This window comes from Bradyrhizobium huanghuaihaiense (assembly GCF_025200885.1).
Lineage (GTDB): Bacteria > Pseudomonadota > Alphaproteobacteria > Rhizobiales > Xanthobacteraceae > Bradyrhizobium > Bradyrhizobium huanghuaihaiense.
Genome location: NZ_CP104172.1, coordinates 3697159 through 3721647 on the forward strand (window position 1 = coordinate 3697159; position 24489 = coordinate 3721647).

At 64.2% G+C, this 24489-nt stretch carries 22 protein-coding genes and 1 pseudogene; 11 read left to right on the top strand and 12 right to left on the bottom strand.

Annotation, left to right across the window (positions count from 1 at the left end):
• Window position 1 precedes the first annotated feature (1 nt).
• Both N2603_RS17525 and N2603_RS17530 read right to left on the bottom strand, forming a co-directional pair.
• Window positions 2-307: a hypothetical protein gene (locus N2603_RS17525; RefSeq protein ID WP_018647084.1), complete on the bottom strand. Its 306-nt coding sequence runs from the start codon at window positions 305-307 to the stop codon at window positions 2-4.
• A gap of 123 nt (window positions 308-430) precedes the next feature.
• Window positions 431-937 carry a GNAT family N-acetyltransferase gene (locus N2603_RS17530; RefSeq protein WP_260389757.1) on the bottom strand — a complete coding sequence of 169 codons (507 nt, stop codon included), beginning with the start codon at window positions 935-937 and terminating at the stop codon, window positions 431-433.
• Window positions 938-1082: 145 nt separating this feature from the next.
• Here N2603_RS17530 and N2603_RS17535 point away from each other — a divergent pair, with 145 nt between their 5' ends.
• Window positions 1083-1469 carry a COG4315 family predicted lipoprotein gene (locus N2603_RS17535; RefSeq protein ID WP_260389758.1) on the top strand — a complete coding sequence of 129 codons (387 nt, stop codon included), beginning with the start codon at window positions 1083-1085 and terminating at the stop codon, window positions 1467-1469.
• Window positions 1470-1911: 442 nt separating this feature from the next.
• A complete protein-coding gene (locus tag N2603_RS17540; protein ID WP_260389759.1) occupies window positions 1912-2397 on the top strand; it encodes a phasin in 486 nt (161 codons plus the stop codon).
• Between the two features lie 278 nt (window positions 2398-2675).
• On the opposite strand, the gene N2603_RS17550 is transcribed toward N2603_RS17540, so the two are convergent.
• Together N2603_RS17550 and N2603_RS17555 are read right to left on the bottom strand one after the other, a co-directional pair.
• Entirely contained in the window at window positions 2676-3467 is a 792-nt protein-coding gene (locus N2603_RS17550) for a Crp/Fnr family transcriptional regulator (protein WP_260389760.1), read from the bottom strand.
• A 212-nt stretch (window positions 3468-3679) separates the two neighbouring features.
• Window positions 3680-4234: a PAS domain-containing protein gene (locus N2603_RS17555; RefSeq protein WP_260389761.1), complete on the bottom strand. Its 555-nt coding sequence runs from the start codon at window positions 4232-4234 to the stop codon at window positions 3680-3682.
• A gap of 453 nt (window positions 4235-4687) precedes the next feature.
• On the opposite strand from N2603_RS17555, the gene N2603_RS17560 reads away from it, so the two are divergent.
• The gene (locus N2603_RS17560) at window positions 4688-5494 is read left to right on the top strand and encodes a rhomboid family intramembrane serine protease (RefSeq protein WP_260389762.1); all 807 of its coding nucleotides are present in this window, start codon (window positions 4688-4690) and stop codon (window positions 5492-5494) included.
• A gap of 188 nt (window positions 5495-5682) precedes the next feature.
• Window positions 5683-6111: a CBS domain-containing protein gene (locus N2603_RS17565; protein ID WP_018647115.1), complete on the top strand. Its 429-nt coding sequence runs from the start codon at window positions 5683-5685 to the stop codon at window positions 6109-6111.
• Between the two features lie 19 nt (window positions 6112-6130).
• Here N2603_RS17565 and N2603_RS17570 read toward each other — a convergent pair whose 3' ends face one another.
• Window positions 6131-7195 carry a patatin-like phospholipase family protein gene (locus N2603_RS17570; RefSeq protein ID WP_018647116.1) on the bottom strand — a complete coding sequence of 355 codons (1065 nt, stop codon included), beginning with the start codon at window positions 7193-7195 and terminating at the stop codon, window positions 6131-6133.
• 244 nt (window positions 7196-7439) lie between these two features.
• Between N2603_RS17570 and N2603_RS17575 the strand changes: the two genes are divergently transcribed.
• The 4 genes and pseudogenes from N2603_RS17575 to N2603_RS17590 all read left to right on the top strand — a co-directional run bounded on the left by N2603_RS17575 (window position 7440) and on the right by N2603_RS17590 (window position 13352).
• Complete coding sequence (locus N2603_RS17575) at window positions 7440-8513, top strand: hypothetical protein (RefSeq protein ID WP_260389763.1); 1074 nt, start codon at window positions 7440-7442, stop codon at window positions 8511-8513.
• 241 nt (window positions 8514-8754) lie between these two features.
• Window positions 8755-9088 (top strand): annotated as a pseudogene (locus N2603_RS17580) (aldo/keto reductase); the annotation flags it as partial.
• Window positions 9089-9389: 301 nt separating this feature from the next.
• A complete protein-coding gene (locus N2603_RS17585) occupies window positions 9390-9584 on the top strand; it encodes a hypothetical protein (RefSeq protein WP_035667931.1) in 195 nt (64 codons plus the stop codon).
• A gap of 1305 nt (window positions 9585-10889) precedes the next feature.
• Window positions 10890-13352, top strand: a complete 2463-nt coding sequence (locus N2603_RS17590) for a putative bifunctional diguanylate cyclase/phosphodiesterase (RefSeq protein ID WP_260389764.1) — start codon at window positions 10890-10892, stop codon at window positions 13350-13352.
• Here the strand turns inward: N2603_RS17590 and N2603_RS17595 are convergent.
• The 3 genes from N2603_RS17595 to N2603_RS17605 form a co-directional block, all read right to left on the bottom strand.
• On the bottom strand, window positions 13338-14597 hold the full coding sequence (locus N2603_RS17595) for a serine hydrolase domain-containing protein (RefSeq protein WP_260389765.1): 1260 nt from the start codon (window positions 14595-14597) through the stop codon (window positions 13338-13340). The genes N2603_RS17590 and N2603_RS17595 overlap by 15 nt on opposite strands.
• Window positions 14598-14820: 223 nt before the next feature.
• Window positions 14821-16491, bottom strand: a complete 1671-nt coding sequence (locus tag N2603_RS17600) for a pilus assembly protein TadG-related protein (RefSeq protein ID WP_260389766.1) — start codon at window positions 16489-16491, stop codon at window positions 14821-14823.
• A 1-nt stretch (window position 16492) separates the two neighbouring features.
• A complete protein-coding gene (locus N2603_RS17605; protein ID WP_260389767.1) occupies window positions 16493-16906 on the bottom strand; it encodes a TadE/TadG family type IV pilus assembly protein in 414 nt (137 codons plus the stop codon).
• A 218-nt stretch (window positions 16907-17124) separates the two neighbouring features.
• On the opposite strand from N2603_RS17605, the gene N2603_RS17610 reads away from it, so the two are divergent.
• Window positions 17125-17988 carry a LysR family transcriptional regulator gene (locus tag N2603_RS17610; protein ID WP_260389768.1) on the top strand — a complete coding sequence of 288 codons (864 nt, stop codon included), beginning with the start codon at window positions 17125-17127 and terminating at the stop codon, window positions 17986-17988.
• Between the two features lie 34 nt (window positions 17989-18022).
• Here N2603_RS17610 and N2603_RS17615 read toward each other — a convergent pair whose 3' ends face one another.
• Complete coding sequence (locus tag N2603_RS17615; protein ID WP_018647125.1) at window positions 18023-18586, bottom strand: nitroreductase family protein; 564 nt, start codon at window positions 18584-18586, stop codon at window positions 18023-18025.
• 93 nt (window positions 18587-18679) lie between these two features.
• Window positions 18680-20722 carry a threonine--tRNA ligase gene (thrS, locus tag N2603_RS17620; protein ID WP_260389769.1) on the bottom strand — a complete coding sequence of 681 codons (2043 nt, stop codon included), beginning with the start codon at window positions 20720-20722 and terminating at the stop codon, window positions 18680-18682.
• A gap of 186 nt (window positions 20723-20908) precedes the next feature.
• Between thrS and N2603_RS17625 the strand changes: the two genes are divergently transcribed.
• Together N2603_RS17625 and N2603_RS17630 are read left to right on the top strand one after the other, a co-directional pair.
• Complete coding sequence (locus N2603_RS17625) at window positions 20909-22084, top strand: MFS transporter (protein WP_260389770.1); 1176 nt, start codon at window positions 20909-20911, stop codon at window positions 22082-22084.
• A gap of 92 nt (window positions 22085-22176) precedes the next feature.
• Window positions 22177-22566 (top strand): hypothetical protein, encoded by a 390-nt coding sequence (locus N2603_RS17630; RefSeq protein WP_018647128.1) that lies wholly within the window; start codon window positions 22177-22179, stop codon window positions 22564-22566.
• Window positions 22567-22585: 19 nt separating this feature from the next.
• On the opposite strand, the gene N2603_RS17635 is transcribed toward N2603_RS17630, so the two are convergent.
• Window positions 22586-22912, bottom strand: a complete 327-nt coding sequence (locus tag N2603_RS17635) for a GrlR family regulatory protein (RefSeq protein ID WP_311741469.1) — start codon at window positions 22910-22912, stop codon at window positions 22586-22588.
• A 164-nt stretch (window positions 22913-23076) separates the two neighbouring features.
• Complete coding sequence (locus N2603_RS17640) at window positions 23077-24381, bottom strand: alpha/beta hydrolase (RefSeq protein WP_260389772.1); 1305 nt, start codon at window positions 24379-24381, stop codon at window positions 23077-23079.
• Window positions 24382-24489 lie beyond the last annotated feature (108 nt).

The window sequence follows — 24489 nt, forward strand, 5'->3', positions numbered from 1 at the left end:
CTCAGCGGCCGCCGCCGCCACCGCCGCCACCACCTCCGCCGCCACCACCACCGCCGCCGGCATCACGCAGCGACGTATTGTAGCGAGGATCGGTCTGCTTCATGTAGATCGGTGAGATATCATGGGTGGGGCGAGCGACGCGACGTCCGCCGCCCTGGTTCGGCAGATCGATCAGGCCGGCACAGCCCTCGAAGAAGGCGAACTCGCAGCCATAGGTGCGATACTGCGCCGCGTTGGCGCTGGTCGCGCTGAACGCAGCCGTCGCAGCGAATGCAATCAAGGCAACTTTCGACAATGTGAGTTTCATGGACTTTCTCCAGTCTCGGTTCGGCGAGACCGGAACGGCCCGCACAGTCCTTCGACGGGAGCTCGCCGGAAGCGGTTCGAGGCGCGGCTTCACGCCCGCGTGAGCCCGGATGGTCCTGGGACGTTACGTCGCGGCGAGGTCGCGGAGCATGTAGGTCGCGCCGTCGCCGTAGGATGCGAGCTTTGCGCGCAATTCCGCATCCGCCGATACCGGCCGAAAGCCGAACCGCTCCCACAGCGGCCGCGTGGCGTAGACCGAGACCAGCGCGAGCGCCGCTATGCCTGACGCACGAGCCAGCTTCTCGATATCGGCAACATAAACGCGCGACGCGCCGCCGCGGAAATCGGGCAGCACCGCGACGTCGTGCACGTAGATGCAATCGGCATCGACGGGGATGAGTTCGAGGAAAGCATCAAGCGGTGGAATCCGGTGCCGCTTCCAGGGATGCGCGAGGCCGTAACCGACGGTCTCGTCGTCCGCGATGAGCGCGCGGCAGCCGTCGCGATAGAGCCGCATCTTTTCCGCGAGCACCTCGGGTCGTTCCGGAAGGTCCGGATGGATGCGCGCCGCGATCGCGCTGATCGCGGGCAGGTCGGAGGCGCGCGCGGGACGCCAATGCGGCTTGCTCATGTCGGTCGTCGTTCCGTCTCACTCATTCCAGTTTATTCCGCCGCGCCGGTGCGCGCAGCGAAAAATATCTTTGCCGCGCGCACAGGAATACGGCCCCTGGCGCGGCGTCCTATCCATGCAAGCCAATGGTATGACAGGAGACACCATGACGACCTCGATCCGCCTCGCGCTCACGCTCGCCGTCTCACTCGCGGTCGTTCCCGCCACGTTCGCCGCGCCGCCGACCAAGACCGGCAAGACCGACAAGGGCAACGTGCTCACCGACGCCAAGGGCATGACGCTCTACACCTTCGACAAGGATGCGGACGGCAAGTCGGCCTGCAACGGGCCGTGTGCGACCAACTGGCCGGTGCTGAAGGCCGAGGCGAGCGACGCCCCCGGCGACGGCTACACCATCATCGCGCGCGACGACGGCTCCAGGCAATGGGCCTACAAGGGCAAGCCGCTCTACACCTTCGCCAAGGACCAGAAGCCCGGCGACATCACCGGCGACGGCTTCTTGAACGGTGCCTGGCATCTGGCGATGCCCTGACGGGTTCGCGGCACAGATCCGGTGCGCCGTCTTATGGAGGCAGGCGCACCGGAGCGAAGGCGGGCCGCCGCGGGGAGGGAAACGGTGTAAATCCGGCAAAAAAGATCACGTTGATAGCGCGATCATTTGCCTCGCAGCAGGGCGCTGCTGCGCTGATCTCAAGTTGGCGCACGCGATCGCAACAACTTCAAAGATGCAAAGCGCGGTCCGCGCCGCTTCGCCGCATCAATTGAACAAATTCGCGCTGAGAGTCTGAAAGCGAACCGAACCGGGCAGTCTCTTCGGTCATAGTCAGTCCTGCAAGGGGACGGGGGCGGTTATCCGCAGCAACAATCCCACCGCATTGAAAGTAGCAGTATTGGTGTCCTGGTGCGGCACGCACCTCGACGCTGCGGGGAGCCTTCAATCCGTGATCTAGTTTCGCTTGAAAGGATGAAAGCCCGTGAGTGATGCCAATGTGAAAGTCGAGACCAATGCCGCTCCGCAAGACGTGGGGGCCAACGGAAGCGCAAAGTTCCAGTTCGACGTACCGTTCTTCAACATGCAGACGATGTTCGGCAGTTTCGCCGAGCAGGGCGCCACGCGGGCCCAGGCAAATTTTGCGAAGGTGAGGGCGACTTCGGAGGAAGTCACCACCGCTCTCTGCGATGCCTATTCGACCAATGCCAAGCGTGCCGCCGACTACGGCATCAAGCTCGTCGAAATATCCCACATCAATACCACCTCCACGCTGGACTTCATTTCCCAGCTCGCCGATGCGAGGTCGTTTGCCGATCTCGTCAACCTCTCCACCGCCCACAGTCGCAAGACCTTCGAAGCAACTTCGGCTCAGAACCGCGAACTCTGGGACCTCGTCCAGAAGGTCGCGACGGAAACGGCCGAGCCGATCAAGCAGAGCTTCAACCGGGTATTGCGTAGCGCTGCTTGAATCGAAGCGGTTGGCCGCGCGGATCGGCTGGACGAGCGTCTCCGCAAGAAGAGAAGCCGTCCAGCCGATTGCGGCCTCCCTCACTGCTGAGGTGATTCCAAGCTGGAGGAAATCACGATGGGTATGGTGATGATCAAGTGCCCGGAAACGGGAGATGCCATTCCGACGGGCATCGAGATGGATGGCGAGAGGTTTCGGTGCAGTGCGGTGTTCTTTTCGCGCACCTATTGCAGGATGTGCGCCGCGACGCACGAATGGTTCGCCAGAGAGGCGTGGGTCTATGAGTCGGTCTTGGCGAAGGGCGGGTCCGGGGGGAGGCAGCCAATCCGCGCCGGTGCGGCGTGAAGGACCCTTGGCGCATCCTGCGAAACGATCCGATCGATCCTGCGGCTCATCACCTTGTAGCACTCACAGGCGATGATCTCGAGCCGGTGCCTGTCGATCTCCAGCTGGCCGCGCCGGTTGGATTTGATTGCCCGTGATGAGCGCAACGCGCTCACCACGTGCGTGACCGTGGTGCGGCGGACGCCGAGCAATTCCGACAGCGTCTCCTGCGTCAAGGGCAGGATGTCACCACCATCCGTCCGGTCGTGGATGTGCAGCAGCCAGCGGGCGAGGCGGGCCTCGACCGAATGCAGAGCATTGCAGGCTGCGACGTGCTGGAATTGCGTCAGCAGCGTCCTGGTGAGAAGCTGAACCGAGCTTGCAATGGCGGGACTGCGTTCGAGCGCATTGTGAAATCGTGCGGGCGAGATCTGCAGCGCCGTCCCGGCCACGCGGACGACCGCAGTCATGGGTGATCGGGTCGGGCCGAGCGCCGTCAGGAGTCCGACGGCGCCGTCGTTGCCGATCACGGCAGTTGCCGCCGTCTGTCCGTTCGGCAACTCCATGATGAGGGCGACCGCGCCGCTGCAGGGAAAGGACAGGTGCTCGATCTTGTCGCCCGATCGAACCAGGACTGCGTCGTGCTGAAGCTCTACTTTTCGCAAATGAGGTGCAAGCAACGCGAAATCGGCCGGCGGTAACGCAGCTAACAACCGATTACCAACTCTTCTCGCGTGCTCCATCACGGGAATTTTCCCTGGACGGACGCCCGGCAGACGCATCTTCACCAATCGAGCTGCGCTGCCGCTTGCCACGGCAAACGAATAAACTCGTCTTAAAAGCTAAGGTTCCGCTGACGTATTGGCAAGCCGGTGCGCGAATGCGTTTGATCTCGATCAAGCCTTCGAAGATCGGGCCGGCCGTGTGCAAAGCTGCGCGTCTGACGCGAGCGCCGCTCCTAGCGCAGCCCCTCATACACCATCAGCCCGCGAGCGATCTGCAGTTTGCGGATCGCGCGCGGCAGCAGCTTCTCCGGCTGGTGCAGGTAGCGCCAGGAGGTGAGGGTGAAGGCTGAAAGCGCGCCGCATTCGTCGTCGAACGGCGCGAGCACGCCGGTGACGCTCACCGGCGTATGCGGGCGGGCGTTGAAGGGCAGCAGCAGGAGTTCGAGATGCGCCTTGCTGCCGTCCTCGCGTGTGGCGGTGACGCCGGCGATCGCACCAAGCGTCTCGTCGGCGACGATGGTCGCGATGTCCTCGATCTCGCTGCGGCTGGCTGGCGTGAACAGCGCCGCAAAGCTCTGGTCCTTGAGGTCGGTCCCGGCAAGCGCGCAGACACGGGTGCCGGCAACGCGGAAGGGGAAGCCGAGATTGGGCTCGCAGGACAGCACGAAGATGTCGCCGAGCAGGCCGCGCACCGCGGCCGGATCGATGTCGGCCCGGTCAGGGGCCCGTGCAGTACCGCGCTTCTTGTCCCAATACGCGAAAAATGCGCGACTCGACGGATGTTTCATGACTGACGCTAACCCCGGGGCGCAACCTCGCGGGACAGATCTGTCCCGCTTCAGTGCACCCGCGATCCCTTCTGTTGTTGTGCAGGAGGGGATTTGCAGCGTCCATGCCGCGGGGGCGTTTTCGCGCCTGTTAAGGCGGTCTTTGCGTCGTTAACGTTAAATTAACTATGCGCTTTGCGCCTCGCGCGGCCCTGCTATGGTGACCGCGGTCGCAAGCCTCGCCGCTTTTCTCCAGGTTCTCGGCGGGGTCTGTACACAGGGCGTCAAACAGTTTGGCCACGGGCCGGGGAGGGGTGGGGATACACCTTCATTCCCCAGGGCATCGGAAGGCCGACACGGACAGGCGGGGCTTTCCCAGGGCCCCGCCTTTTCCTTTTGTGCACTTGCGCAAGGCCTGCAAAGGCGACTATCTCCAAGCCTGTCGCTCCGATCGCGCCTGAAAGCGAAGCTGCCTTGGATTCCCCGCAAGATTCGTCGCCGGACGTGCCGGCTGTCCATGAGGAGGCTCCGCGCGAGCCGATCCTGACGCTGCCGGTGGCGCTGACCGCCTATATCGCCCTGCTGGCGCTGATCCATCTGCGGGTGCTGCTGCCGCCGGAGCTCGAGAACTGGACCATCGACGTCTTCGGCTTCATCCCGAAGCGCTACGATTCCTCGCTGCTCAACCTGCAGATCCCCGGCGGCGCCGGCGCCAAGGTCTGGAGCTTCGTCACCTATTCGCTGCTGCATGCCAACCTGACCCATCTCGGCTTCAACGTGCTGTGGCTGCTGCCGTTCGGCAGCGCGTTGGCGCGGCGCTTCGGCGCTGTCAGGTTCTTCGTCTTCATGGCGGTGACGGCGGCGGCCGGCGCGCTTGCCCATCTCGTCACCCATGAGCATGCGGTGGCGCCGATGATCGGCGCCTCGGCCTCGGTGTCGGGCGCGATGGCAGCCGCGATCCGCTTCGCCTTCGCCCGCGGCAGCTTCCTCTCCTTCAGCCGTTCGGACGCCGATACCGCAGCAAAAGTTCCCGCGCTGCCGCTGTCGCGTGCGCTGCGCGACGGGCGGGTGGTCGGTTTCCTCGCAGTCTGGTTCGGCGTCAATATCATCTTCGGCGTCGGCGCGATCGGCATCGATGCCGAAACCACGAGCGTCGCCTGGCAGGCACATATCGGCGGCTTCTTCGCCGGCCTGTTGCTGTTCGCGCTGTTCGATCCCGTGCCGCGCGTGCGAAACGATGCTGCGGATGCGTCATCACAGGACGTTTCAGACCGCATTTGAAGCTGTGCTTGCGGCCCGGCCCGAATTCATCCATCATTCGCGTGAAGAATGTTCCGAAGCGACAAGCCGATAGAGGCAGCGCTTCGACAAGTGCGCGAGCGTGAAACCCGCGCCAAAACTGTTAGTTGAAGACTCGCGAACAAGTCCGGACCGCCAAAAGCGGACGGCTCCGATTCAGGGAGGCGGCAATGACGGTACGTTCCATTCTCAACACCAAGGGCCACCAGATCATGAGCGTCGAGCCCGACGTCAAGCTGTCGGCCGCGATCAAGCTGCTCGGTGAGAAGAAGATCGGCGCGGTGCTGGTGATGAACCAGAGCCGGCTGGAAGGCATCCTGTCCGAGCGCGACATCGTGCGCGTGCTCGGCGACCGCGGCGCCGGCGTGCTGGAGGAGCCGGTCTCGGAGGTCATGACCCGAAAGGTCGTCACCTGCAAGGAGACCGACACCGTCGCCGAGCTGATGGAGACGATGACGACAGGCAAGTTCCGCCATCTGCCCGTGCTCGACAACGGCAAGGTGGTCGGCCTGATCTCGATCGGCGACATCGTCAAATGGCGGGTTCGCGAATACGAGACCGAGCAGGAAGCCCTGCGCGACTACATCAAGACGGCCTGACGAGCCCCACGCGTCCGCCTTACTCGCCCGCTTTGGGCGCGTGGCCCGCGGGCGCCGGCGCGAGCACATCGATCGCCTCCTGGATCGACTCCAGCGCGCGCTCGGCGGCGCGCGTGCCGTGCGCGATCAGGTCCTCGCCGCGGTGGAAGTCGAACCAGCCGAAGTGGCCGACCCTCGGCGTGATCAACATATCGGGCGGATCGCCGGCGAGGCGCGCGCGGGTGATGCGGTCCTGCATGATGTTGAACGCATCGACCATCACCGAGGAGATGCCCGGCCGTCCGCCGCCGCCGAAGAACTCGCGCTTCATGGTCTTCTCGGGCGAGAACAGGCGCGGAAAGCGCCGCTTGGTCGGCGTCGCCTCGGCCTCGGAGACGACCGGGGCGGGCGCCGCGCCATGCGCATGGATCGTCGTGGAATGGGTGAAGACGTCGCTGGAAAGATTTGCGGCGATGACGATTTCGGCGCCGAGCGCGCGGGCGGCCGAGACCGGCACCGGATTGACCAGCGTGCCGTCGACCAGCCAGCGGTCGCCGATCAGGACCGGTGAGAAGATGCCGGGCAGGGCGTAGGACGCCCGCATCGCGTCGACCATGCGGCCACGCGTCAGCCAGATCTCGTGGCCGGTGCGGACCTCGGTCGCAACAGCGGCGAACTTGACGGGCAGGTCCTCGATCAGGGTCTGGCCGATCGCCTTCTCGAGCCGGGTTGCGAGCTTCTCGCCGCCGATCAGGCCGGAGCCGTTGAGGCGGATGTCGAGATAGCCGAGGATGTTGCGCATGCCCTGCAGGCTGCGCCCCCACTCTTCGAACGTATCGAGCCGACCGGCCGCATGGAGGCCGCCGACCACGGCGCCGATCGAGGTGCCGACCACGACGTCGGGCACGATGCCGTTGGCAATCAGGGTCCTCAGGATCCCGATATGGGCAAAGCCGCGCGCCGCGCCGCCGCCGAGCGCGAGGCCAATGACCGGCCGGCGGATGCTCCCCAAGCCGACCTTCTCACCGACTTTCTCGCCGACTTTTTCGCCAGCTTGCTCGCCGTTGGAGCCGTTCGAGCCGCGGCCCTTCAAGATCTCCAGCACTAAAACTCTCCTACGCTGGGACAGCCCGCCGCCAGACTAGGCATCCCACTTGCGCTCCGCCATATCAGGGGCGAAGCATGGTTTATGCCGCTTTGGAAAAGGCGCTGGGCAGGAGTATGGCGAGGGCTGTTGCCTTAAGTCTAATCATGCGGCGTCAGCCGGGTTCCAAAGATTGGATCGGGGCCGTATTTCCTGGGATATCCGAGGCTTGAATTTGCCGCGTTTTCGGTGAAAAGCAGGGAACATGACACGCGGGGGTGACGGCATCATCGGATGGCGGCGCAGCGGCAGGCTGCTGCCGGCGCTGATCCTTGCCGCCTGCCTCGTGACAGCCGGCCAAAACGCTGCGCAGGCGCAGCTTTTCTCCGATCGCCCGCCGCCGGTGCCCCCGGCTTCGGTGCCAGATCCCGGCGGCGCCGTCAGCCTGGCGCCCCCTACTGGCCCGGGTGCCGGCCCGCCGAGTCTGCCGCCCACCCTGACCCAGCCGGTGACGCCCAGCATGCCGCCGCCCGCGGTCACGACCGTGCCACCCGCCGCGCCGCTCAATGCAGCCGTGCCCGGCCAGGGAGTGCTGTCGCTGACGGCGCGATACGGCAAGGATTCCGCTCCGATCAGCAGCGGCCTGGTCTGGCGGGTGTTTGCCGACCGTCCCGACGAGAACGGCACCTTCAAGCTGATCAAAGAGGACCGCAGCGCCACGCCGAACATCGTGCTGCCGCCCGGCAACTACGTCGTCCACGTCGCCTTCGGCCTCGTCAGCGCGGTGCGCACCGTCAGCCTCAAGGCCGAGACCGATCGCGAATCCTTCGTGCTGCCGGCGGGGGGCTTACGCATCGAAGGCCGCGTCGGCACCAGCCGCATTCCGCAGAACCAGATCTCGTTTGCGATCTACAAGGGCAGCCAGTTCGAGTCCGGCGAGCGTGCCTCGCTGGTGCCCAACGTTGCCGCCGGCGACGTCGTGCTGATCCCGGAGGGCACCTATTACATCGTTTCCAACTATGGCGATGCCAATTCGGTGGTGCGCTCGGACATCCGCGTCCAGGCCGGCAAGCTCACCGACGTCACCATCACCCACCGCGCCGCCGTCATCACGCTCAAGCTCGTCAGCGACAGGGGCGGCGAGGCGCTCGCCAACACCGCCTGGTCGGTGCTGACACCCGGCGGCGACGTCATCAAGGAATCGATCGGCGCTTTCCCGCGCGTCGTGCTCTCCGAAGGCGAATACCGCGCCATCGCCAAGAACGAGGGCAAGGTCTACGAGCGCGGCTTCAACGTCGTGAACGGCGTCGACGGCGAAGTGGAAGTCGTGGCGCGGTAGTCCTTCGCCTCTCCCCGCCTGCGGGGAGATGCCGGAATGCGCGCGAAGCGCGGAATCCGGGTGAGGGGGACTCTCCACGAGTTGCTCTGATGGATGTAGCGTCGGATCTCCCCACACCGTCATTGCGAGCGCAGCGAAGCAATCCAGAATCGTTCCGCGGAGGCACTCTGGATTGCTTCGCTGCGCTCGCAATGACGAGGAGGCTGCCGCCGGCTCGGGTAATAGAAGTTGATCCAGGCCGGGCATCGGCTTCGTTCCGTTCAGTCCCCTCGGCAAGGGCTTTCTGACCGGCGCGATCACCGAGCGAACGACGTTTGACGCAAGCGACTTCCGCAACATCGTACCGCGCTTCTCATCCAGCGCACGAAAGGCCAACCAGACGCTGGTCGAACTGCTCAGCGAGATCGCTGCGGCGAAGCAGGCGACGCCGGCGCAGATCGCGCTGGCAGGCTGCTGGCGCGACAGTGGTAACGTTGTCCGAGGCCGATCTCGCTGCGATTGCAGCGGTGCTGGCCAAGGTGGCCGTGCAAGGTGACCGCTATCCCGCCCATCTCCAGGCGCGAGTTGGCCGCTAACAGATGTTGATGTGGGCCTCGGTGAGCGTTTGCTTACCGTGCTTTACGTCTTGTGTTCCGGTTTGAATACGCGTGCGAGCGCTATCAAGCGTCACCGCAAGGCCGGTTAACACCGATAGCGTCGGCTTATTCCGCGGACGTCGCGACGTCGTCACGGCCGGTGGAAGATACGTAAATCCGATAATCAATTTTATTCTCTTTCCATCCTGCTGCGTTATATGTCGGGCATCCGTCCAATGGGGGACGCCGGGGCAGGCTGGTGGCCTGCGAGACCGGAGGAGCAGGGACCAAGCCCGTCGGCATGTTCGAAGTGATCCTTACCAGGCGCAAACGGTTCGGTTGGCGGTGGCAGGTGTGCGACCAGTCCGGCAAGATCTTTGCCGACGGGTTCGAACGCACCCGGCCGGCCGCCAAATATCACGGCGAGCGCGCGTTGTTTTTCCTGCTGTCGCAAGCTCACTTGCGCAAACGCTCCGCGGCGTCGAGCGAGGACTAGCCGGGCGCACTGCCTCGTAGCCCGGGTGAGCGAAGCGACACCCGGGACCGCTGGTGCCGTGAGGCCCCGGATATCGCTTCGCTCATCCGGGCTACGAGACCTTGCGCTGCCCGTCGGGCAAAACACCCCAATTGTCGGTCAATTCACGCCGCCAAAAATATTCCACTTTACCGAAATTCGGAATTGGCGGATAGTGCGCGCACTCCGGCCCAAGGAAGAGCGGCGTATCGCGATCGTCACGAATGCGGGCCGGGCGGCGGTGGACGTGAGTTGCACCGGCGCGAAAAGCTTCGCAGGGCAGGCAACTGTGAGCGAAGACCTCGCGCCAGCGACAGGTGCGGTTCGCGTACGGCAAAATCGTGTGGTCCTGGCGCCCGGGGTCTGTGCGTCAAGTCTTGCGGTGATGTTGCGGCCCGACCGGGCCCGCGCATCAGTCATCCGCACGGCGACGGGGGCAATAGTGCATCGCTCCCCGGGGAGATCACGACATAAGCCGTAAAACCACTGCGCAGGGAAGGCCGGATGTTTGGCTTCACCTGTATGCCGCTGTGCAAATTCTTTGTTGCCACCTTTCGCACAGTGGACCGTGGGTGCCCGGCCGGCACCCGGTCTTCCCTGCGCCCTCTTTCACTGGGGGGTGAGGCATCGAGGCAAAGCTCGGGCGAAACATGCCGCGAGGACGCGAACCTATGTTGGTCATCGAACGACGGTCTCGTGCCCCGGACGCTGCGCAGCACGAAGTGATGCGCTGCAGAGCCGGGGCCCATGTAGCAGCAAGCGGTGTGGCCTTCTGGGTCCCGGCTCTGCGCAGCAGCGTAAGAACGCTGCGGCGCGTCCGGGACACGAGAGTTATGTACGGCGCTCCTGCACATTCCGTCATTGCGAGCGCAGCGAAGCAATCCAGAAATGTATCCGCGGAAAGAACTCTGGATTGCTTCGCTGCGCTCGCAATGACGATGTTGATGCAGGCGCGCCAAACCTCTCCAACGTCGTCCTGGCGAAAGCCAGTACCCATTACCCCGGTCGGCGTTGTCAAAGTTCAGCGTGGCCACCAGCGTTCGCCACCACGAAGTTCAGTGGCTATGGGTCCTGGCTTTCGCCAGGACGACACCGAGAGTGACGCGACGCTGTCGCCATCTCATCACGCATACGCAAAGCACAACCGTCATAGTCTCTAACGCGCACTAACCAACACCTGACTTAAAACTGTCATAATCACTGAATGGAACCTGCGCCCGCGCGCTCTTTACACGTCATTAAGTGCACCTGCATTGGATGCGCCGGGAAAGTGCGTTGGGGACTGCGATGACTGCCGCGAAGAAGATGCCGGGAAAACCGGCCGCCGAAATGTTCGACGACATCCCGGTGCTTCAGCGCAAATGGCGTGCCGCGTTGAAGCCGGGTGAGCGGCTGCCCCGCTATGAGGACGTGATGCTCGGCAGCCTCGGCCGGCTCGCCGACCACATCGCGCTCTTGAAGAACGACGGTGCGCTCGAACTGTCGCGCAGCGGCCGCTACGTGCAGAAATGGCTCGGCGAGGAGCGCTGGGACATCCCGGTCGAGGAGCTCTCGCCGGATTGCGCCACGGCGCTGTCGGAAGCGGCGGCGAGCGCGCTGGCGAACGGCCGGCCGCACCAGGCGAGCGCGCATTGCGTGCGCGACGGCATGGTCAGGACCTATGACGTGCTGGCGCTGCCGACCGCCTCGCGCTGGGGCGCCACGCTGGTCGGCGCCTATGTCAACGAGCGCGGCGCGCAATACAATCTGCTGGATGCGATCTTCTCCGCGACCGACGATGCGGTGATCTCGCTGGCGACGCTGCGCGACGCCGGGGGCAAGCCGTTCGATCTCCAGATCGTGCACCACAACAAGAGCGCAGGCGTGCTGCTGGAGGCCGCAGGCGCGAGCCTGTTGTGGCGCCGGATCGGCGAGGGCGGCACGCTGCTGGCATCGCCCGATGTCATGGAATTCCTGCTCAGGTCCATCTCCGGCGGCCGCGGCGAACAGCTCGAGATCGAGCACGAGGATCGCCATCTCCGCCTCAGCGCCACGGCCTTCGCCGACGTGGTCTCGCTGACGATCTCCGACGTCACCGCCTTGAAGCGGCGCGACGCCTCGTTCCGCCTGCTGTTCGACAACAACCCGATGCCGATGTGGGTGTTCGACGCCGAGAGCAAGGAGTTTCTCAGCGTCAACGATGCCGCGGTCCAGCATTACGGCTACAGCCGCGCCACTTTCCTGCGCATGAAGCTGCACGAGATCTGGCCGCAGGACGAGTGGGACAGTCACGGCGAGGCCCTCGAACGCGTCGGCGACACCTATCACTCCCCGCGCAACTGGCGGCATTTGCGCGCCGACGGCAGCGAGATCGAGGTGCTCACCTTCGGCCGCCGCGTCGCATTCAACGATCGCGACGGCTATCTGGTCGCGGTGGTCGACATCACCGAGCGGCGCAAGGCGGAGGCGCGCATCGCCCACATGGCGCACCATGACGGGCTCACCGACCTGCCGAACCGCGAATATTTCCAGGAGCGACTGAAGCAGGCGCTCGACCAGGCCGGCGGCAAGCGCGTCGGCGTGCTCTATATCGATCTCGACCTGTTCAAGAACATCAACGATTCCTTCGGACATCCCTCGGGCGACCGTCTGCTCAAGGAGGTCGCCGAGCGCCTGACCATTGCCGTCCGCGGTGCCAATCTCGCGGCCCGGCTCGGCGGCGACGAGTTCGCCGTGATCCTGGCCGCCGACGTCTCGCCGAACGAGGCCAGTGCCTGCGCGAGCCTGCTGATCGACATGCTGAAGGCGCCCTATGAGATCGAAGGACAGGAGATGGTGATCGGCGCCAGCATCGGCATCGCGCTGTCGCCTGGTGACGGCGTGACGTCGGAGCAGTTGATGCGCAACGCCGATATGGCGCTGTACCGGGCGAAGTCCGACGGCGGCGGCGTGCATCATTTCTTCGAGCGCGAGATGGACCTGCAGGCGCAGAAGCGCCGCGACATGGAGCTCGATCTGCGCCGGGCGTTCGCCAATGGCGAGTTCGAGCTGCACTATCAGCCGCTGGTGTCGATCGCCTCCGACCGCATCTCCGGCTTCGAGTCGCTGCTGCGCTGGCGTCATCCCGACAAGGGTATGATTTCGCCGGCGGAATTCATTCCGGTCGCCGAAGACATCGGCCTGATCACGCAGCTCGGCGAATGGGTGCTGCGCGAGGCCTGCGCCGAAGCGGTGAAATGGCCCGTCGACGTCAAGGTCGCCGTCAACCTGTCGCCGGCGCAATTCCGCAGCCGCAACCTGGTCCAGGTCGTGATCTCGGCGCTTGCGCAGTCCGGCCTGTCGCCGAAGCGGCTGGAGCTGGAGATCACCGAGTCGATCTTCCTGGCCGAGACCGACGCCAATCTCGCGATCCTGCACCAGTTGCGCGAGCTCGGCGTCGGCATCTCCATGGATGATTTCGGTACCGGCTATTCCAGCCTCAGCTATCTCAGAAGCTTCCCGTTCGACAAGATCAAGATCGACCGCTCCTTCGTGAAGGATCTTGCGCGGCGTCCCGATTGCGGCGCGATCGTGCGCGCGATCTCCGGGCTCGGCCGCAGCCTCAACATCACCACGACCGCTGAGGGCGTCGAGACCGAGGATCAGCTCGACTGGCTGCGCGCCGAAGGCTGCAACGAGGTGCAGGGCTTTCTGTTCAGTGCGGCGCGGCCCGCCGCGGAGATCGCGACATTGCTGGCCAAGTTCGGCCAGCGCGCCTCACGGGCGGCGTAGCGCCTCGGGGAAGCAGTCGTAGACCAGCGCCTTGAAGGCGGGCGTGATGCGGCTGCGCTCGTTCTGGGTCTGCTGCATCATGAGGTAGACCATGTCGAGCTTGGGATCGACGCCGAAATAGGTGCCGCTGCCACTGTCCCATTTCAACTCGCCGATCGATCCCGCCGGCGGCGGCTTCGCGTTGCCGGGATCGGTGCGTACGCCGATGCCGTAGCCATAGCCGAAGCCGTCACCCGGGAAATAGAAATAGTCGCGCCCCACACCCGAGCCGGGCCCGATATGATCGGTCGTCATCGCCTTGAACGCGGCGGGGCTGAGGTAACGCCTGCCCTCGAACTCGCCGCCATTGAGCAGCATCTGCGAGAAGCGTTGATAGTCGGTGATGGTCGACAACAGCCCGCCGCCGCCGGATTCCCATTCGGGATGGGCGAGGCGGTCGCGCTCGCCGGCGAGCAGGATCGGGTCGTTCGGCAACGGCCGCGCCATCCGCGCGCGCTCCTCCGGTGTCGTCAGCACGAATTTGGTGCTGGTCATGCCGAGCGGATCGAGAATGCGCTGCTTGAGGAACTGGTACAGTGTCTGGCCGGAGATGATCTCGATGATGGCGCCGAGCACGTCGGTGGAATGGCCGTAGCGCCACAGCGTCCCGGGCTGGCGCGTCAGCGGCAGCTTGGCGATACGGTCGGCGAACTGTCTGTTGTTGAAGGGGCCCTCGAAAATATTGGCGGCCTGGTAAACCTGCATCACCCAGGGGGCGCCGATATAGTCGTAGCTGATGCCCGAGGTGTGCCGCAGCAGATCCTCGATGTTGACGGGACGGATCGGCGGCTCGAGTTCGACCGTCGATGTGCCCTCCGGCTCTATTCCGACCTTGGTGTCGGCAAAGAGCGGGACGTATTTCGACGCGGAATCGGTGAGCGCGAGCTTGCCCTCGTCGATCAGCATCATCGCGCCGAGGCACGTGATCGGCTTGGTCATCGAGTGGATGGCGAAGATCGTGTCCGGCGTCATCGCGAGGCCGGTCCTGGTGTCGCGCACGCCGAAGGAGTTGAGATAGACCGGCTTGCCGTGCTGCTGCACCAGGATCACGGCGCCCGGCAGCCGGCCGCTCGTGACCTCGTTGTTGAAATAGGCGGTGATGCGCTCGAGCCCGTTAGGCGACGGAGCAGGGATGTTGGCGGCACGGCCCCGTGCCATCGTGCCGGCGAGCAGTGCGGCTCCGACCAGAAATTCACGACGCTTCATCCGAGCTTCCTCCCTCTGCGGGATCAAAGCCGCAAGTTGCCGAAGGCGTCAACAAGCCATCGGCTAAAATCGCGTCACGATTTCCGAAAGGAACGGTCGCGGACGGTCCTCGCCGAGCTTGGTCGGCCGCGCAGTTGGGAGCAGCCGCCTACATGGCACGAACGCTGGCGAGGAATTTATCGACCTGGATCTTGATCCCCCGGGGCCGATTGCGGCAACTCGATCAGTTGACGAGCACCGCACCGTCGCATCGCACGCCGGAAACCCATACGTCCGCTTGCCCGATTCCGACGCCGAGTGCGGCAAGCGTGGATGCGAGTATCTGATCGATCGAGCTCGTGGCGCCGGAAAGGATATTGGCGATCGTCGAGCCCGCGCCGGGCAGCGGCAGCGCGAGGGGACCGGTCGTGACTGTCAAGCTCATGTCCCTGAGCAGGCTCGACATCAACGACGAGGTGAAATTTGTCGTGGTGACTGTCTTGATTGTCTGAGCCTGAATGTCGGCGTAGCTGAAGTCGACCTGCCTTGCCGCGGTATTGCTGATTTCAGCATGAGCGCGGCCGGCGATGGTTACGCCAGATAGGTTGACCAATGTGGCGGGCGGAGGGTTCGGCTTGGTTCTGAAATTGGTCATGTCGGCCATCGAAACGTTGCCGACCCAGGCGTCGATGACGCCAGGGGTAACGCCGAGCGTGACAGTCGAACTGCTGATGTCGGGCCGTCCGCAGGAGATGCCGGACAGCGTGGCCGTACCCGGTGCCACCTCGACATAAATCGGCAGATTGACTGAAGGAATGCCGCCGCTGCCTGCGAGCTGGATCGTGATCAGGACGCGCGTCTGGGCCGTGTGGACGCTTGCGCCCTGGGCACCGACGGCGAACCAGCCCGAGCCTACGGGACGTTCGCCGACCGTGGCGACCACGGAAACCTGCGTGATCCCAGGCAGGTTGAGGTTCACGCTGGTTGCGATCTGATTGGTTCCGTTCGCAACAGCGGCGGTGCCGGCCAGCAAGCTCAAGAGCGAGAGGCTGGCTCCGACCTTCGGCTTCTGGCCAATTGCGAGGCTGCCGTAAGGCCCAAGATCCAGGAGCGATCCCGGAGCAATCCGGGTTGACTGTGCGGATGTGGCCTGGGCGATGCTCGACAAGGTGATCGTGGCCGCGTTGTTGCCATTGGCGGTCTGTTGCGTCGTCAGCATGGCCGCAAGAAGGTCGGCCATCTTGACGTTGCTGCTCAGGACATTGTCGTAAGTCGGGCCAGTCACATTGGCCCGCGTCGCGACCGCAGAGAGGAAATCGAGCGCGTCGACGCGCGCATTCGCGAGCGCCTGATAGTCCATGGCCGTCAGTGAAAGGTTTGTGCCCAGCATTGACCCAAGCATGGCGTTGATCAGCCCGCCGTTGACCGCAAGAAGGCGTGAGCCGATCGCAAACGAAGCAAGGGCCGTGCTCGATGCCGTTGCTGTTGTCTTGATCGTGTATTGGCTCGAACCGGTGATGTAACGGGCGAAATAGAGCGGTGTCTTTGTTTCGAGGGTGACCCGCGCGGCCGTCGGCGTTCCTGTTGCCGGCGTGACGAAGCGCTTGTCCGGCGTTACGGCAGCATTGGCCGTGTAGTTTCCAAGCTCGACGCCGACCAGCGCGTTCGCCGGATAGTTGTTGCGCACGACGGTCGCAGAGGCGGCATTGGTGGCGTTGTTCAGGTTGCCGGCAGCGACGATCGCTGCGAGGTCCGCTGCGCTCTGGGCCTTGCGCCTGTCGGCGAAGATCGCGCCGAGATCCACCCCAAGCGCGGCGAAGCCGATGACCAGGGTCATCACAATCGCTCCCAGGATCGCAACGTTGCCCCGATCGTCGGAGGCAAACCGGCGCACGAGGTGCTGTGCCGATTTCATCCTAGAACCCTCCATAGGGAATGGCGGCGGAACGAGCGATCGTGGAGGAGGGAGCCGGTGCGAGTGGAAGCGCGAAGATGATGCTGCTAGACGCGTCGTATGTCACGGTCACCACGTACACGTTCGTGGAGCTGCTCGATGGAGCGGCGCTGACGACAATTTTGCCCGGATCGAGCAGCGGGTAGGTCGCGGCGTTTGCAGAGACGTAGCCGGTTGCAATCGTGTTGCGCTCGCTGTCGGAGATGCCGGCGACTGACGAGCGGGCAGCTTCCGCGGCAAGCTGCTGGACCCCGTGAATCATCGTGAGATAGCCGCCGAAGATGACGATCCCAAACAGCATCAATAGAAAGAGAGGCGTAATCAGCGCGAATTCGACGGCGGAAGCGCCGCGCAGGCAGAGCACGAATCGAAGCATGTCGGACCTCAACCCTTTGTTGTGGTCGAGGATGCGGGCACGCTCGTTACGGCTTATTTTATGGATCGTTCCGTATATTTGCGGGTGCTATTGCGGACTTTGGCCCCCAAAAAATTTATGGGGCTATAGAAAGCTTGCTTTAGATCAACATCTCAGAGTTGTAGGGTATATTTAACGAGGACAACCAGGAGTTAATCCCTTTAAGGGAGATTAATTAAATGAATCAACGCAGGGGGTACGTAAATATTCCTACGGAAATCGTGCGTACTGCGATTGCGATCTCCGAGACCGGAAGCCTGTCGAAGGCCGGTGAATTGTTGGGTCTGAGCCAGCCGGCGATCAGTTCCCAGATGAAGAGGCTTCAGAACCTGGTGGGCGGGCCGTTGTTTGAGCGGACCTCGGCCGGTACGGCCCTCAGCGATCTCGGCAGGCTTGCCCTGCAACAAGCCAGACGCATGATCGAGGCGAATGACCAGTTACTGAGACTGTCCGGCAATACCGATCGTTCGCAGCCGGTCAGACTGGGGCTCAATTCGCTCTTCGCGACCAACTTCTTCAAGGCGCAGCAGTCTGCCGGCAGTCTTTCCGGCATTTTCGTCCAGGTCGATCAGTCCGGCACCCTCGCGAAAGCCTTGATCGAGGGATATCTCGACATTGCCTGCATGTTTGATCAGCCGCGCATGGATGGCGATATCCGCCAAATGATCGTGGCGGGAATTGAAGAGCCGCTCGTCTGGGTCAGGGCGAAGCAGTTTGTGGTAAGTCCGGGATCTCCCATTCCGATCCTGACATGGCCTGGCGACGATTGGATGGTACGAACGCTCGAACGTCACGAGATCTCATACAAGATCGTCTTCAACAGCCCCGATTTCGAGGTCAAGCTGCGAGCCGTGGAGGCCGGCATGGGATTCACCGCCGTGCCTGCCAGCAAGGTGCCCGACACGGTGATCGTCGCCAGGGACTATTATCTTCCTGAATTGCCGACCATACGCCGGATCATGTGCGTGAGAGCGAGTCTCGGCAACGCGCGTGTGGCTGAGCTCACGAAGCAGCTGGCATCGTTGTTCTTCGAGCCGAGATGAGTTCCTCAGCCTCGGCGGCACGAGCTTTCCGGGCTTAGAACCTGGTCACGATATCGGACAGCGCGGGGCGCGGACGGTCCTCGCTCGGCTTGGTCGGCGTGCCGATATGGACGAAGCCTGCGAGCTTCTCGTCCGGCTTGAGGCCAAGGCCGTCAAGCACGTCGCGATCGAAGGCGAACCAGCCGGTCAGCCAGCAGGCGCCATAGCCGAGCGCGGTCGCAGCCGTAACGATGTTCATGGCGCTGGCGCCCGCCGACAATTCCTGCTCGAAGGCCGGCACCTTCGGATGCGGCTTGGTGAAGCTGACGATGCCGATCACCAGTGGCGCGTCCATGAGGCGCTTGCGCTCGGTCTCGACGTCGGCGGCCGGCGCGCCGGGATTCTTGCGGGCAAACACCTTCGCGATCACCTCGCCGGCGCGCTGGCGGGCATCGCCCTCGAAGATGATGAAGCGCCAGGGCGCGAGCTTGCCGTGATCGGGCACACGGGCGCCGATGGTGAGGATCGTTTCGAGTTCGGCCGCCGACGGGCCGGGTCCGGTCATCTCGCGCGGCTTGACCGAGCGGCGGGTCTTCAGGAGTTCGATGGCGTCGGGCACGGGAAGGTCCTCTTCAGCTGGTCGTCGGGCGTGCCATACCGAGATAAGCATGCACGCCCGCAACCGGAAGCGAGTTTAGATCGATTTCAGGGATCAGACCGCGCCGCGAGCCCGCTTCACATCGGGCGGCGTCGCCTCGTCGACCAAGGCGGCAATCGCCTCGGTCGTCGTCATCACCTTCTGGCCGTCGCTGCCGAGCCGGCGGACGGAGACCGACTGCGTCTCGGCCTCCTTTTTGCCGACCACGAGCAGCGCCGGGATCTTGGCCAGCGAGTGCTCGCGGACCTTGTAGTTGATCTTCTCGTTGCGCAGGTCGATCTCGACCCGAAGCCCCGCGCGCCGCGCCTGTTCCAGCACCTGCTTGGCGTACTCGTCGCCTTCCGAGGTGATGGTCGTGACCACCGCCTGCACCGGCGAGAGCCAGAGCGGGAAGTTGCCGGCATAGTGCTCGATCAGGATGCCGATGTAGCGCTCCATCGAGCCGCAGATGGCGCGATGCACCATCACCGGCGGCTTCTTGCCGCCGTCGTGGTCGATGTAGAACGCACCGAACCGTTCCGGCAGGTTGAAGTCGACCTGCGTGGTGCCACACTGCCAGTCGCGGCCGATGGCGTCGCGCAGCACATATTCGAACTTCGGTCCGTAGAACGCGCCTTCGCCCGGATTGATCTCGGTCTTGATGTGATTGTTCTGCGTCTGGATCTCGCGCAGGACGGTGGCCATCACGCGTTCGGCGTGATCCCACATCGCATCGGTGCCGACGCGCTTGTCGGGACGGGTCGACAGCTTCACCGTGAGGTCGCCGGTGAAGCCGAAATCCGCGTAGGTCGACAGGATGAGATCGTTGATCTTCAGGCACTCCTCGGCGAGCTGGTCCTCGGTGCAGAAGATGTGCGCGTCATCCTGGGTGAAGCCGCGCACGCGCATCAGGCCGTGCATGGCGCCGGACGGCTCGTAGCGATGCACCACGCCGAACTCGGCGAGGCGCAAGGGCAGGTCGCGGTAGCTCTTCAGGCCGTGCTTGAAGATCTGAACGTGGCCGGGGCAGTTCATCGGCTTCAGCGCAAACCAGCGCTTGTCTTCGGCCTCGTCGCCGGCCGACTGCGCCGCGAACATGTTCTCGCGGTACCAGCCCCAATGGCCCGAAGTCTCCCACAGCACCTTGTCTAGGATCTGCGGCGCATTGACCTCGCTGTAATCGCCGGTCAGGCGGCGGCGCATATAGGCGATCAGCTGCTGGAAGATGGTCCAGCCCTTCGGATGCCAGAACACGACGCCCGGACCTTCTTCCTGGAAGTGGAAGAGGTCGAGCTCGCGCCCGAGCCTGCGGTGGTCGCGCTTCTCGGCTTCCTCGATCTGCTTCAGATAAGCGTCGAGGTCCTCCTGCTTGGCAAAGGCCGTACCGTAGATGCGGGTCAGCATCGGGTTGTTGGAATCGCCACGCCAATAGGCGCCGGCCACCTTCATCAGCCTGAAGGCATTGCCGACCTTGCCGGTCGAGGTCATGTGCGGGCCGCGGCAGAGATCGAACCAGTCGCCCTGGTAATAGATCTTGATCGGCTCGGTGCCGGGAATGGCGTCGACCAGCTCGACCTTGAAGGCCTCGCCCTTGTCGCGGAACACCTGCTTGGTCTTCTCGCGATCCCAGACTTCCTTGGTGAAGGGTTTGTCGCGCGCGATGATCTCGCGCATCTTCTTCTCGATCGCGGCAAAGTCTTCCGGCGTGAACGGCTCGTTGCGGAAGAAGTCGTAGTAGAAGCCGTTCTCGATCACCGGACCGATGGTGACCTGGGTGCCCGGCCACAGCGTCTGCACGGCTTCCGCCAGCACGTGCGCGCAGTCGTGGCGGATCAATTCGAGCGCCCGCGGGTCGTCGCGATTGACGAGCTCGATCTTGGCATCGGCCTCGATGGGATCGTTGAGGTCGGCGAGCTCGCCGTCGAGCGCCATCGCAACCGTGCGCTTGGCCAGCGACGGCGAAATGCCCTTGGCGATATCGAGGCCGGTGATGCCCTTGTCGTATTCGCGCCGGGCGCCGTCGGGGAAGGTGAGGGTGACTTTGGGAGCGGGGGTCACGGGCTTCAGGTTGGACAGGCTATACTGGAAGCCGGACTCGGATTTGGGCTGGTCGGTCATTGCTTTTCTCCTGAGGCTCACTCCTGCGAACGAGCGCAGGTAAGCGGGAACGAGCGATATATCAGGCGATTCGGCCTGTGCAATCCGGCATTTCCAAGAAAGTGAGGCGCAAAACCCGCGGCGCAGCCCCAACTATTTGGCGTTGTGCCCTTTAACTCGTCACACGCCGCCGCTACATGCGTTTGCATGGAAAATCCCCCCGCCGCCGGCCGTTTCGCGCCAACTGCCCTGATGCTCGGCAATCTCGTCACCGGCTGCTCGGTGCTGGCGCCGGCGGGCATGCTGCCGGAATTGTCGGCGGGGCTTGGGATCAGCATCCACGCGGCCGGGCTCCTGATCACTTTCGGTGCGGTGACGCTGTGCATCGGCTCGCCGCTGACGGCATGGCTGACCAGCCGCATCGAGCGACGGACTCTGCTCACCACGACGCTAGCGGTCCTCGCACTCGGCAATCTCGCCTCGGCGTTTGCGCCCGACTATGCGAGCCTCCTCGTCATCCGCCTGGTCATGCTCGCGGTCGGTGCGCTCTACACGCCGCAGGCGGCGGGCACGGCGGCACTGATCGTGCCGGCGGAGCGGCGCGGCAGCACGATCGCCTATATCTTTCTCGGCTGGTCGCTGGCGGCCGCCGTCGGTCTGCCGTTGATCACCTTCATCGCCAGCCGCTATGGCTGGCACGCCGCCTATGGCGGGATCGGCGCGCTCGGCTGCATCAGCTTCCTGTTGCTGCTGCTGCGCCTGCCGGCGGGCTTGAAGGGCACGCCGGTGGATCTGAAGACCTGGAGTGCGGTCGGCCGTAGCAGGACGATTTTGCTGTTGCTGGCGATCACCATGCTGCAAATGTCCGGGCAGTTCGTGGTGTTCACCTTCATGGGCCCGCTGCTGAAGAAGCTGACCGGGGCGAGTCCCGATGCGGTCGGCATGGTGTTCGCAATCTATGGCATCTGCGGCTTCCTTGGGGTCGCCATCGCGACACGCATCGTCGACACTTGGGGGCCTTACCGGACCTCGTTGCTGTTCACCTGCCTCGTGCTTGCGGGCATCGCCGTGTGGGCGCTGAGCGCGGGCACCATCGCGTTGATGGCGATCGCGGTCGCGATCTGGGGGCTCGGCTTTGCCTCCACCAATTCGATGCAGCAGGTGCGGCTGGTCGCGGCCGCGCCGCCGCTGGCGCCGGCGACCGTCGCGCTCAACACCTCCGTCCTCTATATCGGCCAGGCCGTCGGGTCCGCCACCGGCGGACTGCTGTTCGCCCGCGAGCTCCTGCACACGATCGGCTTCGTGGCGGTCGGCTTCGTCGTGCTGGCGCTGGTCCTGGTGATCCTGACCCGGCCCCGGCCGGCTGCGGCTGCGACGGCCTGACATCCCGCGTGTTCGTGTGCGCAAGGTGCTTGGCAAACGGCGCACTACAGCGCTAGAAGGCCGGTCATGGGGACCAAAGAGAGTTGACAGAGATGAGGATGATTCTGGCGGTTGCTGCGGTGCTCTATTCCACCTCCGCGTTCGCGCAAGCCGACAAGCCACCGATGATCGGGGACAAGCCGCTGGTGCAGGTCAAGCCCAAGGGGGCGAAGGAGGGGACCAAGGCGGCGGCCGCGACGGCTACTCCGGCGCCGAAGGGCAAGCCGCAATCGATCGCGGCGCGGCTCCAGGCCTGTCTCGAGATCGATGACGGCACCAAGGACCGTCTCAACTGCTACGACGCGGTGATCCCGCCGGCGCCGAAGCCGAAGCCGGCAAAGGCCAAGGGGTACGCCGATTGCCGCTTCTTCAAGGAAGAGGACGAGCGGCTGGCCTGCTTCAACGGCTTTGCCGAGAGCATTCCGAAGCTGCCAAAGACCTGAGACGTTTGGAGCCGGGCGGCTAATCGCTGATCCAGCTCAGCACGGCCCTGAAGGCAACGCCCGGCACTTGCAGCGCGCTGCCTTCGAACTCCGCCGTGTCGCCGTCCTCGCGACCAGTGAGCGTCAGCGTGATCCGGTCGATGCCGAACAGCGCCTTGAAGGACGGATCGTCATTGTGGCGCTGGGTCGAGATCTTGACCTTGATGCTGTCGCCTTCGCCCGTGTAGGTGCCGATGAAGGCGAAAGCGGAATTGCCGCCGCGCATCTTGCCGTCCATCACATAGACGAGGCCGCACCCGGTCCCGTGCACCGTGTGGAAGTCGGCCTTGTATAGTCCCTGACGCACCCGCATGTCCCCGCAGAATTCCGACCGCAACTCGGCTGGCAAATTATGGTCGTTGGCAGCGAGCGCAATCCGTTGGCTCCCGGGGAACCCATCAACATCACATTTTGATCAGCGGCTGAGACGATTGCAGGCAAGCGCGGGTAAATACCGGCTGGCGCAATATCCTAACGGCTTGACGCAACGCGCGTCAGGGCCAGCGCCGGCGTCGCCGACATCTTCACCAGCACGTCCTTGAGCGGATCCCGCGTCCAGGCGCGGGTCACGTAGTCGCGATGGGTGATGCCGTCGCCGGTTTCGACGAACACCACGCTGCCGGGGCGCAAGGGGCCGTCCATGTCCTCGGAGACGCTGATGCCCTTCTGCCTGAGCATGGTCATCAGCTCGCGGTCACGCCGTGCGGTGTAACGGGTGTAGGAGCTGACGAAGAAGCCGGAGCGGTGGCTCTCGATCCAGGAAGCGAACTTGTCCATTTCGCCATAGACGGCGTCGAGCAGCACCACGCCGCGGACGCGGTCGCTGATGCCGCCGACCTCGAGGCTCCAGGCCGTCGGCAGGAAGCCGCCGCTGTAGCCGACGATGACGATCGGCATGTTGGCGAAAGCGCGCGCGCTGTCGGGATCGCCGGTGAGGCGGGCGAGGTGGTTAGCCGATTCTTCCATGAAGCGCTTGAGACCGCCGGCCTGCCAGAACTTGCCGGCACTGGAATCGGCGGCATCGACCGCCATCTGCGGCGCAAGCAGGATCGCATTGGCGCCGGAATCGGTGATCTGCCTGGGCACCAGCTGCCGGTCGCGCACGTCGCGCTCCAACGTCGCGCCATTGCCGTGGAAGAACACCACGATCACGCCGGGCTTGCGGACGTCGAAATGCTCGGGCACGTGCACCAGCACGCGGCTGTCGCTGTAGGTCTCGTCCTGCCAGTAGACGCGTCCCGAATAGCTGCGGTGGCCGCGGCGGTCGCCCTTGGAGATGTTGAGGAACGGCGCGTCGGAGGCGGGGTTGTTGCCGAAATAGGGGAAGGCGGACGATTTCATGCTGACGAGGGTCGTCAGGTCGTCGCGCGGCGGACGCTGGTAAGGGACTTGCGGCGCGAGCGAGGCGACCTTGTAGGGCGACTGCTCCGGCTGCTGCTGCACGGCGCGCTTGGGCGAGAAGTCCGACATCTGCCGTTGCAGGAAGCTCTCGCTCGCAGAGGGGAAACGCTCCCTAAACTGCGGGGCGGGGAAGCGATCCTCGAATGTGTCGGCGCTGGCAATCTGTTGGGTGTTCGTCTTGGCGACCACCTGGACATTGGCCTGCGAGTTTGCCGCGAGTGCTGCCGGATTGGGCGCCTTGCCGCATTGAACCAGCGTCAGCGACAGCGGCACCAAGGCTGAGACGAGGCCGACACGGAGCGCACGACCGTATCGACCGGACGATGCCCGGTCGGCACGAATGTCAGCTCTCATGTTCGGAACGGCCCCGACCATCCACCCATGACCCCAAAGTCACGTCCATCGGCAATCTCTAGACAATTGAGCCGACTGGCGTTTAGGCGACGTTAAGTGTCCGGAGAAACTTCCCCACATCCGGAACGC

Excerpts from the sequence above, each read along its gene's own strand:
- N2603_RS17525 (WP_018647084.1), bottom strand. The coding sequence starts at position 307 with ATGAAACTCACATTGTCGAAAGTTGCCTTGATTGCATTCGCTGCGACG.
- N2603_RS17530 (WP_260389757.1), bottom strand. The coding sequence starts at position 937 with ATGAGCAAGCCGCATTGGCGTCCCGCGCGCGCCTCCGACCTGCCCGCG.
- N2603_RS17535 (WP_260389758.1), top strand. The coding sequence starts at position 1,083 with ATGACGACCTCGATCCGCCTCGCGCTCACGCTCGCCGTCTCACTCGCG.
- N2603_RS17555 (WP_260389761.1), bottom strand. The coding sequence starts at position 4,234 with ATGAAACATCCGTCGAGTCGCGCATTTTTCGCGTATTGGGACAAGAAG.
- N2603_RS17565 (WP_018647115.1), top strand. The coding sequence starts at position 5,683 with ATGACGGTACGTTCCATTCTCAACACCAAGGGCCACCAGATCATGAGC.
- N2603_RS17575 (WP_260389763.1), top strand. The coding sequence starts at position 7,440 with ATGACACGCGGGGGTGACGGCATCATCGGATGGCGGCGCAGCGGCAGG.
- N2603_RS17585 (WP_035667931.1), top strand. The coding sequence starts at position 9,390 with ATGTTCGAAGTGATCCTTACCAGGCGCAAACGGTTCGGTTGGCGGTGG.
- N2603_RS17590 (WP_260389764.1), top strand. The coding sequence starts at position 10,890 with ATGACTGCCGCGAAGAAGATGCCGGGAAAACCGGCCGCCGAAATGTTC.
- N2603_RS17595 (WP_260389765.1), bottom strand. The coding sequence starts at position 14,597 with ATGAAGCGTCGTGAATTTCTGGTCGGAGCCGCACTGCTCGCCGGCACG.
- N2603_RS17600 (WP_260389766.1), bottom strand. The coding sequence starts at position 16,491 with ATGAAATCGGCACAGCACCTCGTGCGCCGGTTTGCCTCCGACGATCGG.
- N2603_RS17605 (WP_260389767.1), bottom strand. The coding sequence starts at position 16,906 with ATGCTTCGATTCGTGCTCTGCCTGCGCGGCGCTTCCGCCGTCGAATTC.
- N2603_RS17610 (WP_260389768.1), top strand. The coding sequence starts at position 17,125 with ATGAATCAACGCAGGGGGTACGTAAATATTCCTACGGAAATCGTGCGT.
- thrS (WP_260389769.1), bottom strand. The coding sequence starts at position 20,722 with ATGACCGACCAGCCCAAATCCGAGTCCGGCTTCCAGTATAGCCTGTCC.
- N2603_RS17625 (WP_260389770.1), top strand. The coding sequence starts at position 20,909 with ATGGAAAATCCCCCCGCCGCCGGCCGTTTCGCGCCAACTGCCCTGATG.
- N2603_RS17630 (WP_018647128.1), top strand. The coding sequence starts at position 22,177 with ATGAGGATGATTCTGGCGGTTGCTGCGGTGCTCTATTCCACCTCCGCG.
- N2603_RS17640 (WP_260389772.1), bottom strand. The coding sequence starts at position 24,381 with ATGGTCGGGGCCGTTCCGAACATGAGAGCTGACATTCGTGCCGACCGG.